A 16,145-nucleotide genomic window follows, 5' to 3' on the forward strand; every position below is an offset into this window, starting at 1 on the left:
TCCACCCGCTGCTTTATGGTTACGTTCATGACCACCCAGCCCGCCCAGGCCACAGCGCATCCCGCCCGTAGGAAAGTGATCGCCGGGTTGATGTTCGCCCAGATCATGATCGGGCTCTCCAACGGCATCACCCTGTCCATGGGCAGCCTGCTCGCGGCATCCATGGCGGGTGTGGCCTGGGGTGGTTCCGCAGCAACACTGACCACGATCGGTGCCGCTCTCTGGGCGGTGCCACTGGCCAAGATGGTGACCCGCTATGACAGGCGGACGTCGTTAAGCACCGGCATGCTGCTGGGGTCACTCGGCGCCGTGCTCGCGGTGATCGGCGCCCAGTTCGGGCTTTTTCCTGTGGTGCTGCTGGCGTTTGTGTTCCTGGGTGCGATGAGCGCGGTGAACCTGCAGGCCCGGTTCGTGGCAACGGATGTGTCCGGTGAAGTCACCCGGGGGCGCGACCTGTCCCTGGTGGTGTGGGCCACCACCATCGGTGCGATCATCGGCCCGAACCTGTTCACACCGAGCGCCCGGTTCAGCGCGATGGTCGGCCTGGAACAGCACGCCGGCGCCTATGTGTTGTGTCTGATCGGTCAGCTCATCGCCATCGGCGTGTGGGTGTTCACCCTGCCCAAGGGGCTGAAACCAGGTGCAATCGAGGCGCCCGACAACACCCCTGCCACGCTCACCCCGATGGCGCGGCGCGCCATCACTTCCGTGGCCGTGGCGCATTTCTCCATGGTCGGCATCATGTCCATGACCGCCGTGCACATGCAGGGCCACGGCGCGAGCCTGACCATCATCGGTTTCACCATCAGCCTCCACGTGGCAGGCATGTATGCACTCTCACCGCTGTTCGGTATCCTCACCGACCGCGTCGGGCGCGGCGTCACGATCGGCACCGGTTTTGCCATGCTCGCCACATCGGCGCTGTTGCTGGTGATCTGGCCAGAGCCACAGTGGTCAGTGATTGCCTCATTGGTGTTGCTCGGCCTGGGCTGGAACTCCGCGCTTGTGGGTTCCTCCGCCATGCTTAACGACGCAACCCCCACCCATCACCGGGCCTACGCCCAGGGCCGTTCCGACCTGACCATGAACCTCGCCGGTGCCACCGGTGGACTGTTAGGTGGCATCATCGTCGGGGCCACCGGCATGCAGTACCTCGCAGCCCTTGTCCTTATTGTGGTGCTGGTGCAGTCGTTCCTGACACGTCCGAAGAACACCTACTTATAACGCCGATCCACCCTGAACTGCTGTTCCAGGTTGGCAAAGAATTTCAACACCATCCCCACGCCGAAGGCCGCGAAGACTGTCCCCTCGCGCACACCCTCCAAACCGCTGAGCAACACCACGGAGAGGATGACCGCGATGGTGACCATCGACCAGTCAAAGACGATCTTCACATTGCCCACCTTCTTATGCATGACGGTAGCCAACAGAGCCACCAGACCATCGGCGGGGATATAGGTGAGTTTTGGTTTCATCTCGATGTACACACCCAGCGCGATGACCGGTACACTGATCACCACCCACACCCACTGCACGAAATAGTTGGTGGGTGTGATCCAGGGGGTCAACATCATGGCGATATCCACAAAGAATCCGAAAAGGAATGCCACCGGGATCTGAACCAACTGGATGAGGGGGAATTTCCTCCCGCTGACTGCGATGGCCACAGCCATGAGCACCAGGTTGAGGATGATCGTCAGGGTGCCCACGGACAAGGAGGTGGCAAAGGACAACACGCTGGGGATCGCCACGATCGGGCCAGTTCCGAGGTTCGCCCGGACAGAGATGGCCACGCCGAAGGCGAGTATGAACAGACCGAGGGGGAACAAGCCTGTTCTTTTGAGCAGATGAACAAGATCCCTGAAGCTCATATCCGTGGCCAACCATTCTTTATCAACTTGCACTATATGTTTCTATAGCAATCATAGTAAGGCCCACTATGTTGGTGTCCGCCACGCACCCACCGCAGGCGTCAGGTCGCCAGATCCCTGCGCCGGAACCCCACCACACCCACTGCCATAAACACGCAGGCGATGAATCCAACCACACCGATTCCCAACCACCTGGAATCCCCGGTGATCTGTGGGATATGCCAGAAGGGACTGATCGCCAGCACCCACTCCCGGGCCCGACCTGTCAAGCCCCGGGTTTTGTAGAGGGTCATTTACTTAACTATCAGGCCGCTTGAACCTGAAGCATCGTCTAGTCCTGGTGGGCCTCCCGCGGCGGTCGGTAATCCAGTGACGAGTGCAGCCGGCGACTGTTGTACCACCCAATCCACTTCGAGGATTCCACCAAAACATCTGTTAAAGATGGCCACGTCCCGCTGATCGATAAGCTCCGCCTTGAACACTTCAATTCAATTCAATGCCTCAGCCATCGCATTGTCATAAGAGTCCCCCTTGGATCCCACCGAGGCAACTACGTCTGATTCCGCCAGGGTCTCACCGTAGACAATGCTGCGGTATTGAAGGACCTGACCCCCGTTTGGTGGACACCTTGAAACCAGCATGATGCTGGGAAAGGTAATCTGCCACCATGCCGATCAAGACCTATTCAGAGGAGTTCAATCGCGACGCCGTCGCCTTGTATGAGAACTCCCCAGGCACCTCGATCCAGACCATCGCCACCGATCTTGGGGTCAATCGCGCCACGTTAGCGAACTGGGTGAAAAAATACCGCACCACAACTCCCACCGAAACGCCTTCACCAGCCTCGGTGACTGAAGCTGAGCGGATCCGCCAATTGGAACGCGAGGTCAGCCGCTTGAGAGAAGAGCGCGATATCGTGGCGGAAGGCCGCCAAATATTTTCCCGGCAAGAGACGAGACTTTGATCAGCTTTCGGTTCGTTGATGACACCTCCAAGACCTATTGTTACGGAGCGCTTTTTGGTAGCGCAGTTGGGTCTATCCGGTGTAAAGTATCAGCACCTTGTGCACAGTCAGTATCACTAGGTTATGCACACTCAACATCACCACCTTGTGCACATCAGTACCAAGGGGTGGGGCCTGCTGGGAATGGGATCAAGGACCTCAATCCCAGGCCTGACGATCAATCGATGTTGTCGAGAGTTTCCCAGAACTGGGCATGCCGTTTCGTCCACGTCGTTGACGGCTCCGCAAGATACACACCTTTGATCTTGTAAGAATTGATAAACTTCCTTGATTGGGCCATCGCCACCACAGGCAACGGAATCATCAACACCAGCTCACCGGTGTGTTGATCCCACAGGCACAGCTCATCAGCGGTGATAGTCCGATAGAATAGCCGGCCGGCCAGGGTTCGGGGCACGCCGATGCGCATGCCTTGGTAGAAAACAATGGAGTTTTCCTTGGTGATCTTGATGGTGTCCGGATCCGGTGCACTGCGATCTGATTCGGGGTCATCAATCACCGCACGGGCCTCAACCAGTCCGGTGTCTGGTTGGCGGTAGATATCGGTTTGGGCTTCTTTCCTACGACGATAGTGCTGGACTCGTTGAGCCAATACCGAGGGATCAAGGGGCTCAGTTGCTGGGGCGTGATCAATCATTTCCCAGGCTTGAAATGGGGTCAAATGACCGGGTAAACCCTGGTGGGGGCGTTTGGTGTTGTAATGCTTGCGAAACATCTCGATGCGCAGTGCTGCCTCTTCCAGGGTGGAGGGCTGGTGAACGCGCAGGTATTTCAGCAAGGTGCTGTGGCTGCGCTCATTTTTACCTTGGGTCTGCGGATGAGCAGGGCGGCCACTAATGGCGAGACATCCTTTGCTGGCCAGGAATGCTTCTAGCGCACCGATGTTTCCTTGGCGGAGCTGGTTGAAAGCAGAGGAATTATCAGAGAGCAGCTCCTGTGGTGCGCCGAATTCTGCAATTGCTGCGCGGACCACGGTGACAGCATCGAGGGAGTTCTCTGGATTGGGAAAGCACTGGGTTCCCACATCAAAGCGGGTGGCGTCATCAACGAGCTGGTAGATGCAGATTTCGGTGGCATCCGGGTTATGCAGGCGAAATTCGAAGGCATCGAGTTGCCACATTTGACATCGCGTGGGCGCGTTGGAATCTGATCAGGGTCTTCTTCGGTCGCTTCTTTGGGTTTGTTTCCACGACTCCAGCGGCTCGTAGGAGCCTGGCGATGGTGGCGGTGGAGGGGAGGTTGTCGAGCATGCTGGATTGTTCGATGGCTTCATAGCGAATTGAAATGGGTCCGTAGTCCCAACCGTCTGCTTTGAGCTTGTTACGCAACCGGATCAGTTCTCGGGTGGTGGGGCTTCATCAAAGCGGCGGTGGATGGTGTGTGGGGCGCTGCTATGTGGGTGGAGGGCTGCTGAGGCTTCTTCGTCGAAGCGTTGGCGGATGGTGTAGTAAACCCGTCTGGAGATCCCTAGGTCACGGCAAAATTGGGTGATCGGCGGGGAGTCGGGGGCTGTGGGGTCGAAGTTGATGATTTTCCGGCGGAGTGCTGGTGGGAGAGGTTTTGGCATCTGCCCATTGTCGTGAATTCCCAGCGTGATCCGTGGGCTGCTGAGCCCTTTTTCTTAGAGCCGAAAAAGTTCAGGTGTGGTGCGCATAGGGTTGGTGATACATGTGTGCATAAGGTCGTGATACTTACTGTGCACAACGTCATGATAGAGCACACCGGGTAGACCCAACCGCGCTACCGAAAAGAGCTCCACAACACCGGAATTGCAGTACCATTTCACCCCATTTGGCAAATCTGCTTCCTAAATAAACCCTCGTGTCCACTATCCGGGGGTCGGGCCCACTTTTGAGAATGCGTATCACCAGCAAGAAGCCACTGTTGCCGAGAAGTATAGCTCTCCCAAAACAAAAGCTGTGTCTGCGAAGCTAGGCCAGCAAGAAAAGTCCAGCTCATCAGAGTTCAGACCCGCAACTCTACAAAGCTTTTGTTTTGAGACGGCTATAGCTTAACTAACTGTCCACGATTTGCGGGTAGCCTCAACATGCAAGACACACAGTGTGGCCAGTCCACCAATGGGGCATTTCGGATGGCCCTGGGACTGACCCCCATTATCAGCGTCTACCAAACAGGGGTTAGGTCCCTACAAAACCCGGGGCTTGCCAGTCGACTGAGCTGATCTGGTCTCACACCCTCACGCACGCCAGGATGCTATGCCGTGCGCAATACACAGAAGACAGCGAAGTACCCCGCGGGAACCTATATTTTAGGATTCCCGCGGGGTACTTAACTTATCACTGCCTGATGAACGCTTCTCAGACCCAGCTCTATGCCTCAGGCTCAGGAACCGGGCACAGAACGCTGGCACTACCAAAAGCTGCCAGGACGGCAACTCCAACCAGCACCGGAACGACGATCTGATTGGTCGTCATTCCAACCTGTGCCAGCCCTTGTTCCACCTGAATGAGCCAGGCGGGCTTGGGTCCGGTAGAGCTCGAAATCGGCTTCAGGATCTCATCGATCTGTGCTCCAACAATCTGGGAGTACTGGCCGAGCAGAGGTGTACCTACTGCTCCAGCAATGCCTACCGCTGCCAACAGTACCAAGATCTCATCCGGAATACCAGCAACACACTGCTGGATTCGGTTATTCGAGCTGAGATTCGAGCTGCCAAGATCAATGGTTCCGATATCTCCAGAGCCCTGGTCAGAGTAGGGGCCCGCAACGATTCCGGTGTCAATATCACCAATCCACCAGTTATTATTGCCACCGATGTATGGGGTTAGACCATCAAGCCCATCGGCCCCTTCAGCGTTAATACCGGTGTCGATATCGCCAATCCACCAGTTCTTGTTGCCACCGATGTGTGGGGTCAGACCATCCTGACCCGGAGCGCCCTTGATCGCCTCGAGGAAATCAGATTCACTTCCAGACTCATTACCCGGAAGCTCCTTCCACACCTCGTAGGCAGACTTGCCATCAGCACCACGCTGACCGATCAACGACTCCAAGAAATCATCAACCGTGCCAGTGTTACCGGCCTCAACCCACAACTCATACGCCGACTTACCATCAGCACCAGTCGCACCAGTCGCACCGGTCGCACCATCAAGACCCTTCAGCGAATCCAGGAAATCCTGAATATCACCGCTGTTACCGGCCTCAACCCACAACTCATACGCCGACTTACCATCGGCGCCCTTGATCGCCTCGAGGAAATCAGATTCACTTCCAGACTCATTACCCGGAAGCTCCTTCCACACCTCGTAGGCAGACTTGCCATCAGCACCACGCTGACCGATCAACGACTCCAAGAAATCATCAACCGTGCCAGTGTTACCGGCCTCAACCCACAACTCATACGCCGACTTACCATCAGCACCAGTCGCACCAGTCGCACCGGTCGCACCATCAAGACCCTTCAGCGAATCCAGGAAATCCTGAATATCACCGCTGTTACCGGCCTCAACCCACAACTCATACGCCGACTTACCATCGGCGCCCTTGATCGCCTCGAGGAAATCAGATTCACTTCCAGACTCATTACCCGGAAGCTCCTTCCACACCTCGTAGGCAGACTTGCCATCAGCACCACGCTGACCGATCAACGACTCCAAGAAATCATCAACCGTGCCAGTGTTACCGGCCTCAACCCACAACTCATACGCCGACTTACCATCAGCACCAGTCGCACCAGTCGCACCGGTCGCACCATCAAGACCCTTCAGCGAATCCAGGAAATCCTGAATATCACCGCTGTTACCGGCCTCAACCCACAACTCATACGCCGACTTACCATCCTGACCCTCAGCACGAACACCGGTATCAACACCGTTGATAAACCAGTTACCATTCGCCCCAATCGTCGGCGTCGCACCATCGGCACCATCGGCACCATCGGCACCGTTAAGACCCTCAGCCTTAACACCGGTATCAACCACGCCAATAAACCAGTTACCCGTAACTGGATCAACATACGGAGTCAGACCATCCAGACCATCCTGACCCTCAGCACGAACACCGGTATCAACACCGTTGATAAACCAGTTACCATTCGCCCCAATCGTCGGCGTCGCACCATCGGCACCATCGGCACCATCGGCACCGTTAAGACCCTCAGCCTTAACACCGGTATCAACCACGCCAATAAACCAGTTACCCGTAACTGGATCAACATACGGAGTCAGACCATCCAGACCATCCAGACCATCCTGACCCTCAGCACGAACACCGGTATCAACACCGTTGATAAACCAGTTACCATTCGCCCCAATCGTCGGCGTCGCACCATCGGCACCATCGGCACCATCGGCACCATCGGCACCATCGGCACCATCGGCACCGTTAAGACCCTCAGCCTTAACACCGGTATCAACCACGCCAATAAACCAGTTACCCGTAACTGGATCAACATACGGAGTCAGACCATCCAGACCATCCAGACCATCCTGACCCTCAGCACGAACACCGGTATCAACACCGTTGATAAACCAGTTACCATTCGCCCCAATCGTCGGCGTCGCACCATCGGCACCATCGGCACCATCGGCACCGTTAAGCCCCTCAGCCTTAACACCGGTATCAACCACGCCAATAAACCAGTTACCCGTAACTGGATCAACATACGGAGTCAGACCATCCAGACCATCCAGACCATCCTGACCCTCAGCACGAACACCGGTATCAACACCGTTGATAAACCAGTTACCATTCGCCCCAATCGTCGGCGTCGCACCATCGGCACCATCGGCACCATCGGCACCGTTAAGACCCTCAGCCTTAACACCGGTATCAACCACGCCAATAAACCAGTTACCCGTAACTGGATCAACATACGGAGTCAGACCATCCAGACCATCCAGACCATCCTGACCCTCAGCACGAACACCGGTATCAACACCGTTGATAAACCAGTTACCATTCGCCCCAATCGTCGGCGTCGCACCATCGGCACCATCGGCACCATCGGCACCATCGGCACCGTTAAGACCCTCAGCCTTAACACCGGTATCAACCACGCCAATAAACCAGTTACCCGTAACTGGATCAACATACGGAGTCAGACCATCCAGACCATCCAGACCATCCTGACCCTCAGCACGAACACCGGTATCAACACCGTTGATAAACCAGTTACCATTCGCCCCAATCGTCGGCGTCGCACCATCGGCACCATCGGCACCATCGGCACCATCGGCACCGTTAAGACCCTCAGCCTTAACACCGGTATCAACCACGCCAATAAACCAGTTACCCGTAACTGGATCAACATACGGAGTCAGACCATCCAGACCATCCAGACCATCCTGACCCTCAGCACGAACACCGGTATCAACACCGTTGATAAACCAGTTACCATTCGCCCCAATCGTCGGCGTCGCACCATCGGCACCGTTAAGACCCTCAGCCTTAACACCGGTATCAGTGGCACCAATAAACCAGTTACCATTCGCCCCAATCGTCGGCGTCGCACCATCAACGCCCTCGGCTTTAACACCGGTATCAGTGGCACCAATAAACCAGTTACCATTCGCCCCAATATACGGAGTCAGTCCATCAACGCCCTCGGCTTTAACACCGGTATCAGTGGCACCAATAAACCAGTTACCATTCGCCCCAATCGTCGGCGTCGCACCATCAACGCCATTAGCCCCGTCATCGCCATCTTCACCCTTAGGCCCTTGCGCTTTCACCCCGGTATCGGTGGCACCAATAAACCAGTTGCCTGTTTCCGGATCAATGTGAGGCATTGCGCCAGTTGCCGGTATTCCGGTATCGGTGGTGTCAATAAACCAGTTGCCTGTTTCCGGATCAATGTGAGGCGTTACACCGTCTTCTCCATGTGGAATATCGATAAAAGTATCATCTGTGAACGTCACCCTGGTGTAATCGGCGAAACGTTCAATAGTTTTAACACCGAAGGGCGTAGTAACAACATTAACCCGAGCAGGTGCTCGATCTGATGATCCATCCTCATAGGTAGCGATCACAGGAACTTCAAAAACAAGCCCAATTGGAGCATCGGTAGGTGCAGTAACAGAGAGCAAACCACTACTAGGTTCAACCGTAATAGTCCAACCAGCATTTAGACCACGCCATGTAGGGTCAATACTATAAATAGTATTTGGAGGCATATCGGCATCCCATGTCTGAGCCACGGTTTTCGTTCCGCCGGCTTCAATAGTGAGCCAATCGTATCCTGGTTCATTCTCCTCAGCGAGGTTGAGACCAGTGTAAGAATACTGCAGCTCTTCAGAACGTGTTGTTTCACTTCCTAAAGTTATCGGGACTGTACCCCCAACAACATTCAGGTCAACCCACGGAGGAGTTGTAAAGGTAACAGTGCCAGCAACCTCATCATGAGTTACGGGACTGACACGGTATCCCGCAACATACACGGCATCTACGGGATAAGGGCTTCCCATATCGTCCATGAATCCAAATCGTGTATTAGAGATGGTGACAGTAGTGCCACCTACACGGGGCCCATTGTCGGGAGCAATCGTAAGATCAGTGACGATGGGACTATCTTCAGCAGCCACAATAGAAGTAGCGAGGGGCAGAGAAACAGTGCCTGCTCCACCTCCAAGATTCAAGAGGTCTACCTTAATTGCCGTGATGGCAAAAGGATCCGTAGCATTTGTGACCGTTCCTTGAACTGCATTCGGACGACCATCAACTGGCTGACCATTAGAAGTTAAGACATTCGGCTGCTCATTAATCGTGATATCCAAAACATTCTGAAGAATATCTTGCAGAATCGGATCAAGTGTATTAACCACTCCATTGATTGTCGTAAAGACTCCATTTAGAATGCCTGTAGTTGGCTCAAGAAGAGTAGTCCTAATCAGATTTCCAACAGGATTAAGCACTCCAATAACGGCATCAAGAAGGTCATCGAGCTCAATGGTTCCGCCAAGCAGACTACCAGTAACAATACCTGGTGCTCCGTTGATAATGTCCCCAAGTGTGCCGTCGATCTTAACCTGTGCAAGTTCAACTCCACCGCCTAATCCTGGCAAAAGTGAAATCTTTAGTGGAATTTCAATCTCGGTTGCAAGAATAGCCTGCTCTACCGTGTCCTGGATTTTCTTAGTCAGACCAGTGGCTGGATCAGTAAGAAGAGCACCAATTGCATCTACAATCTGGTTGATTTCACCAGCGCTAAGCAGCCCAGTATTAGCCGGTAAGTTACTGAGATTTCCACCATGAAGATACTCTAAGTTAACTTGAATATCCCCAGTGCCAAGATTAAGAACAACGAGGGAAGTTTCCGGAGTGGGCCCATTGTAGAGAGGCTCCAAAAGAAGCGTATTTAAACCATTTTCGATGTCCGTATCAATAATGACCGGGCCATCAGTTACAGCGCTCAGGGGAGACAAAGGCCCCAAGAAAGTAAGCGCACCATTAACTAACCCAAGTACGCCGTTAATGAGACCACTATCGTCAGCAAGATCTTCTACCGCTGCGTCAAGACCAGCTCCTACGTTTCCTGGCAGGAATGAACCACTGAGAGTTTGCAAAAGCGGGCTATGAACATTGAGTTCTGCATTCGCAATAGCGTATTCAGCGGTGATAGTCCCACCTGCTTCTTGAGCACTCGAACTAACTGCACCAAGACGCAAGGAAAGATCATCAATTATCTGATCAGTCAGGTCTGCTATACCCAGCTGAGAGAGGAAGCTGGTGAGCTGAATCTGAGTCTGAATATTGCCAGATCCATCATAAGCATCAACATCAATGAATCCGTCTTGGGTCAGAGCGCCTGTGGCTGCTTGAGCTCCAGTAGCATTGGGGGCGGCCGCAAAAGAGGAAAGAACTCCGACTCCAGGAGTCCCCAGATCAAGCAATCCTGTCGTGAGACCACTTCCTACGAGTGGCAGATTAATTCCACCAATCTCTACCTCGATTGCTTGGAGTAGTGCAATATCAAGGGTACTTGTTTGTGCGGGTTCCCCATCATCTGCTGGCCACGACTGCTGTGCAGATACCGCTACTAAGGCATCATCAAAAGCACTTTGAGAGCCTGCTGCCAAGAATGGCTCAAATAATGATAAATCAATGAGAGTTCCATCTGCTAGCGATATATATGTTGCGGGAAGAGTTGCAGCATTAGCAGAGGAAACCATCCCTGCAGGCAATAGTGGATGAGCAGGAACAGCAACCAATACACCCCCCACTAGAGCTGTACTTGTTATTGTTGCAACGCCAATCCGCGCCCACCGGCGGCGGAAAGAGTCTCTGGCTGAGAAGGGCCTCGACTTCGGTGTCATGAAGGTCTCCGAACTACTCGGTCAAATAGTTATGTTTTAGATATTTACAAGGAAAACCTTCAGACAAAACCAGAATCCCAGAGCTTTCCCAGAAAAACTAAATCTGACACAGAATAATCAATTCACCTACAAGGCACAACACGATAACAATTAAGACTCAGGGCTCTCTAGCCAGAGGAAATTCAAATCATCTTAAATTCGCCTCAAAATGAGGAAAAATACTAAAATCTACACATTCAAGGCAAAGCGTTAGATTCAATTAATCATCTCGTAAGTAAGATTTCATCCTCCTGAAAGCTTGTGAGCCTTCCGGATTCTGTACTGGCATCCCCCATTCCCACCCCCAATATAACTATCAATAAAGGCTCCACCCATTTTTCAAATGCCACTATTTACTTTTAGTGAAAGTGCAATCATGAAATAAATGCCTTGCTGGATAGCAGATGTTAAATAATGAACCAAATAACCGCCTACCCCAGAAACTCCCTGACCAGGGCGTCATAGCCACGAACGGTCAACTCAAGGTCTTCCAGGTGGAGTGCCTCATCATGGGAATGCAGCTGCCCCATCGCCTCTGCCAGGGTGCGCCCACGAGCATGCACAGCGAAACCATATCCGACGCCGCCCAGGCGTCGGCCGAAGCGCAGATCGGAGCCTCCGGAGGAGATGATCGGCACCACGGGTGCCTCCGGGAAGAACTCCCCCAGTACCTTCTCGATCGCGCGGTACAGACCGGAATCGGTGGGACTGACGGTGGCCTCCTCTGAGATGAGGTGTTCGATCTCGACCTCATCAGCCAGGTCCCCCAAAGCAGTTCGCAGTACCTCATCCACATAATCATTGGTCTGACCGGGCAGAGTGCGGATATCCAATTCCAGGTAGGCATGCGAGGGCAACACATTGATGGCCTGACCTGCACGGACCACAGTCTGGGCGATGGTCAGGTGGGACACGGCGTGGGCGAAACGGGCCAGGTCACCGAACTCCCCATAAGCAGAAGGATCTGTGCCGTTCAGCAGCGCCTGTTCCGTATCCGCATCAAAGCGGAAGGCCTGCACGAAGCCCTGCCAGATATCGTCCTTGGCCACCTTCAGGTCGGCCGCCGCGATACGCCTGGCCACCTCACCGATTTTCACAATCGAGCTCTCGCGGTCAAAGGGGATTGATCCATGGCCGGCATCGCCGTGCACATGCAGACGCCGTTGAGCAGCACCCTTCTCACCAACATTGACCACCACCGCATCGCTGCCATCACGCACCGGAAGGTGGGATCCGCCTGTTTCGGAGAGGCAGTTCTTCCAACTGAACGCCTCTGGGTGTTCCTCGGACAACCACTTCGCACCGAGGCCGCCACGGGCCTCCTCATCGGCGATGCCCACGAAGGTGAGTGTTCCGCGAAGTCCACCTTCGCGGGCCACCTGTCGTGTCACAGCCGCCTGGGTGGCGGTGATGAAGAGCATGTCCACTGCTCCCCTGCCCCAGATCTGTCCATCGGAGATCTCGGCGCCGAAGGGATCTTTGGTCCACTTCGGTTCGTCGATAGGCACCACGTCGGTGTGTCCGAGCAGCGTCAGCGGCTCGGCGGTCGGATCGGTGCCGGGCACCGTAAAGATGATGGTGGTTCTGCCGGGCCGTGGTTCCAGCCGCTGGATCTTCACATTGGGCACACCGGCGAAGAAACGCTCGAGGGTGTCGGCGTTGCGGATCTCCTGGCCGGAATCCGGGGTGAGGTCATTCACGCAGGCATTGCGGATGAGTTCCCGGAGCAGGGGCAGGGTGTCGTCATACAGTGTCAAGTGAATTCTCCTAATAGCGGGAACGTGCCGCGAGCCAGTTGCCCAGGGACTGGATGCCCTGGACAACGATGATGAGGATGATCACGGTGGCGATCATGGCAACGGTATCGAACTGCTGATAACCATAGGAGACAGCCAGGTCACCCACGCCACCACCACCGATGACACCGGCCATGGCGGTGGCGCCGATGAGTCCGACGCATGCGGTGGTCATGGCCAGCACGATGGAGCTCTTGGCCTCAGGGAGCAGGAAATGCCGGATGGTCTGCCAGGTGGATGCGCCCATCGACTGGGCGGCCTCCATGATGCCGTCGGGCACCTCGAGCAGGGAGTTCTCAATCAGTCTGCCGATATACGGCGCGATGTAGATGGTCAGCGGTACCAGCGCAGCCGTGGTGCCAATCGATGTCCCAGAAATCAGCCTGGTGAACGGCACGATGGCCACCATCAAAATGATGAAGGGCAATGAGCGCACAATGTTCACCACCACATTGAGCACATTGTAAATAGCGGCATTCGGCTTCAGGCCATCCTTGCGGGTGAGCACCAGAATCACCGCGATCGGGATGCCCAGCAGGCTGCCGAGGAAGAGCGAAATGCCCACCATGTAGATGGTTTCATAGAACGCATCCAGGTATTGCTGGTTGGATACGCGGGTATCAAAAAGTTCGGTCATGACAGCACCTCCACATCCAATCCTTCAAGCCCCGATGCCCAGTTGGCGGCCTCGATGGCTTTGTCCCCCTTGATGCCGAGCACGAGTGTGCCCACGGTGGTGCGGCGCAGCGGCGCCTCGGTGGCGTTCAACAGGGAGATGGACACATTGAAATTTGTGGCCATGTCGGTGATGAGGTCACGCGCCGCGCGTTCCCGGTAGGTCACACGCACGGCGGTGCCGGCGCGCCCCGAGGCGATGTCATCGGCGACATCTTCAGGCAGGCGGCTGGGCACGACGGTATCCACAAAGCGCCTGGTGAGCGGTTGCTGAGGCTTGGAAAAGACCTTATCGACGGAACCACTTTCTATCAGTTCCCCATATTCCAGAACTGCCACGCCATCAGCAATCTTGGCCACCACATTCATCTGGTGGGTGATGATCAACACCGTGACACCGAGCTCTGAATTGATCTTCACAATCAGGTCGAGAATCTGGTCGGTGGTGAGAGGGTCGAGGGCGCTGGTTGGTTCGTCGCAAAGCAGGATCTTTGGCCTGGTCACCAACGCACGGGCGATGCCGACGCGCTGCTGCTGACCACCGGAAAGCTGTTTCGGGCGGTTGGCCGCACGGTCTGCAAGACCGACGAGCTCAAGCGATTCAGCGACCCGCTTATCGATCTCGCGTTTGGGAACACCCGCGATCACCAGCGGCATGGCGACATTCTCCGCGACGGTCCGTGATGCCAGCAGGTTGTAATGCTGGAACACCATGGACACATTCGAACGCAGGTTACTGAGATCCTTCACACCGAGTTTCGCCGGTTCAACGCCGAGGACCTCGACCACACCGGAGGTCGGTGTTTCGAGGCCATTGACGGTTCTGATCAGTGTGGATTTGCCTGCACCTGAGGTGCCGACCACCCCGAAGATCTCACCCTCGGGGACATCCAGGCTGATGTTCTTCAGCGCATGGAGGTCCCCGTAGTTCTTAGAGACGTTCCGAAAAGAAACAGCATGCATTAGTTGTATTCCGGAACGAACCAGTAATTGTTGGAGTTCTCCTCATCGATGAACGCGCCGAATTCCTCGGACTGGTAGGCATCGATCACGGCCTGCGCCCACTCGGAATCAGCCTTGTCCTCGGTGGTCACAGCAACCAGAATCAGCTCTGGGCGCAGTTCCTCATCAATGAGTGCCAGCTCAGGATCAACACCGGAAGAGTAGGAGATGGAACCCGGAATGACACCCCAGTCCAGGTCCTGCAGGGAACGTGGGATGGTGGCGGAATCCATCGGCATGATGTCAAGGTTGAAGGGGTTCTCCGCGATGTCATTCTGGGTGATCTGGATCGGATCATGCCCCTCGTTCAGCGTGATCCAGCCCGCATCAACCAGGATGTTATAGGCGCGGGACTGGTTGGAGGCGTCCAGTGGAATACCCACGGTCTGGCCCTCAGCGACATCCTCAAGAGAACCGTGACGCTCCGAGTAGAGCTTGGCCGGAACGGTGGGGATCTCCACCAGGGATGCGAGGTTGGCATCGCGCTCGCGGTTGAACACCTCCATATAGGCGGTGTGCTGATCAACATTGAGGTCAACAGAGCCTTCAGCAACTGCAGTGTCTGCCTGCTGAAGATCGGAGAAGTTGGTGTATTCCAGGGTGTAACCCTGCTCAGTGAGGATCGGATCAATGCCGTCCTTGAAGAGTTCGGAATAAGGCCCGGGGGAAGTGCCAACCTTGATCACATCGCCATCGCCCTCAGAATCGCTGCCGCAGGCAACGAGGGAGAAAGCCAGTGCCGCCGCGCCGATCGTGGCGCCGATCTTGCGTGAAAGTGAAATACCCACAATAACTCCTGTGATTTAAGTTCGATATGTTTCTAACAGTCCACCGTAGACCGGAGCGTTCAATTTGTATAGACTATGCGGTCTATACTTGCCCCCGTTTAGTACCCCGCAGATTTTCCACTGACTCCAAACCTCCAGCTGATATGGAAAATCACCATCCGGGCGCTACCCTGATTACGAAACTAAAGCTTGGATTGAACATGACAACGACAACCCAACCTTCAACAAAACCGCAGCAAGAGGCAACTTCCCACATGGACGGCACCCCACCGAAGAACCTGAACACCCCACCGCCCCCACCGGGATCCGCCATCCCCGTTCCCGGCGGGTCAATCCCTGCTGCAAACACCATCCCGGCAGCACCACCCATGCCCGCCACCGGCGCCACCCCGCCCCCTGCACCCGGTTCAACCATTCCCGCACCAGGCGGTGTCGCCCCCGTTCCGCTAAGCCCAGTTAGCGCAGTTCCTGCTCCAGGTGGTGCCACACCTATCCCCGGTGGCGCAGTTCCTGCCCCGGGAGGTGCGGCGCCCGCCCCAGGTGGCGCAGTTCCTGCCCCGGGAGGTGCGGCGCCCGCCCCAGGTGGTGCTGCGCCTGCCCCGGGCCAATCGGCTCCCATTATGGCGCCCGCCCCCGGGAGTGCTATTCCAGTTGCAACCAATCTGGCTCCAGGT

11 protein-coding genes and 1 pseudogene are annotated in these 16,145 nt (G+C 55.4%); 2 read left to right on the forward strand and 10 right to left on the reverse strand.

Features of this window, described 5'->3' with window-relative positions; translation table 11 throughout:
* Positions 1–27: 27 nt before the first annotated feature.
* Positions 28–1,224, forward strand: coding sequence for an MFS transporter (locus tag CFAEC_RS12105; protein WP_290277165.1), 1,197 nt, complete (start codon positions 28–30; stop codon positions 1,222–1,224).
* Here the strand turns inward: CFAEC_RS12105 and CFAEC_RS12110 are convergent.
* From CFAEC_RS12110 to CFAEC_RS14290, 3 genes are all read right to left on the reverse strand, one after another.
* Entirely contained in the window at positions 1,215–1,904 is a 690-nt protein-coding gene (locus CFAEC_RS12110; protein WP_290277166.1) for a YczE/YyaS/YitT family protein, read from the reverse strand. The two genes, CFAEC_RS12105 and CFAEC_RS12110, sit on opposite strands and share 10 nt — an antisense overlap.
* 68 nt (positions 1,905–1,972) lie before the next feature.
* Complete coding sequence (locus CFAEC_RS12115; protein ID WP_290277169.1) at positions 1,973–2,164, reverse strand: efflux permease Rv1217c-related protein; 192 nt, start codon at positions 2,162–2,164, stop codon at positions 1,973–1,975.
* Positions 2,165–2,202: 38 nt separating this feature from the next.
* Positions 2,203–2,358: an integrase core domain-containing protein gene (locus tag CFAEC_RS14290; RefSeq protein ID WP_353960112.1), complete on the reverse strand. Its 156-nt coding sequence runs from the start codon at positions 2,356–2,358 to the stop codon at positions 2,203–2,205.
* 180 nt (positions 2,359–2,538) lie between these two features.
* Between CFAEC_RS14290 and CFAEC_RS12120 the strand changes: the two are divergent.
* Positions 2,539–2,873 (forward strand): annotated as a pseudogene (locus CFAEC_RS12120) (transposase); the annotation flags it as partial.
* A 179-nt stretch (positions 2,874–3,052) separates the two neighbouring features.
* Here the strand turns inward: CFAEC_RS12120 and CFAEC_RS12125 are convergent.
* The 7 genes from CFAEC_RS12125 to CFAEC_RS12155 form a co-directional block, all read right to left on the reverse strand.
* Positions 3,053–4,015, reverse strand: coding sequence for an integrase core domain-containing protein (locus CFAEC_RS12125; protein ID WP_290277172.1), 963 nt, complete (start codon positions 4,013–4,015; stop codon positions 3,053–3,055).
* A gap of 213 nt (positions 4,016–4,228) precedes the next feature.
* A complete protein-coding gene (locus CFAEC_RS12130; protein ID WP_290277173.1) occupies positions 4,229–4,462 on the reverse strand; it encodes a hypothetical protein in 234 nt (77 codons plus the stop codon).
* Between the two features lie 763 nt (positions 4,463–5,225).
* Positions 5,226–11,171, reverse strand: a complete 5,946-nt coding sequence (locus CFAEC_RS12135) for a choice-of-anchor G family protein (RefSeq protein ID WP_290277175.1) — start codon at positions 11,169–11,171, stop codon at positions 5,226–5,228.
* A gap of 470 nt (positions 11,172–11,641) precedes the next feature.
* Positions 11,642–12,967: a M20/M25/M40 family metallo-hydrolase gene (locus tag CFAEC_RS12140; protein WP_290277176.1), complete on the reverse strand. Its 1,326-nt coding sequence runs from the start codon at positions 12,965–12,967 to the stop codon at positions 11,642–11,644.
* 10 nt (positions 12,968–12,977) lie between these two features.
* A complete protein-coding gene (locus CFAEC_RS12145; protein ID WP_290277178.1) occupies positions 12,978–13,643 on the reverse strand; it encodes a methionine ABC transporter permease in 666 nt (221 codons plus the stop codon).
* Entirely contained in the window at positions 13,640–14,644 is a 1,005-nt protein-coding gene (locus CFAEC_RS12150) for a methionine ABC transporter ATP-binding protein (RefSeq protein WP_290277180.1), read from the reverse strand. Before CFAEC_RS12150 ends, CFAEC_RS12145 begins: the two co-directional genes overlap by 4 nt.
* Entirely contained in the window at positions 14,644–15,465 is an 822-nt protein-coding gene (locus CFAEC_RS12155) for a MetQ/NlpA family ABC transporter substrate-binding protein (RefSeq protein ID WP_435384288.1), read from the reverse strand. The genes CFAEC_RS12150 and CFAEC_RS12155 overlap by 1 nt, the downstream gene beginning before the upstream one ends.
* Positions 15,466–16,145 lie beyond the last annotated feature (680 nt).

This window comes from Corynebacterium faecale, from assembly GCF_030408735.1.
GTDB classification, from domain to species: Bacteria; Actinomycetota; Actinomycetes; order Mycobacteriales; family Mycobacteriaceae; genus Corynebacterium; species Corynebacterium faecale.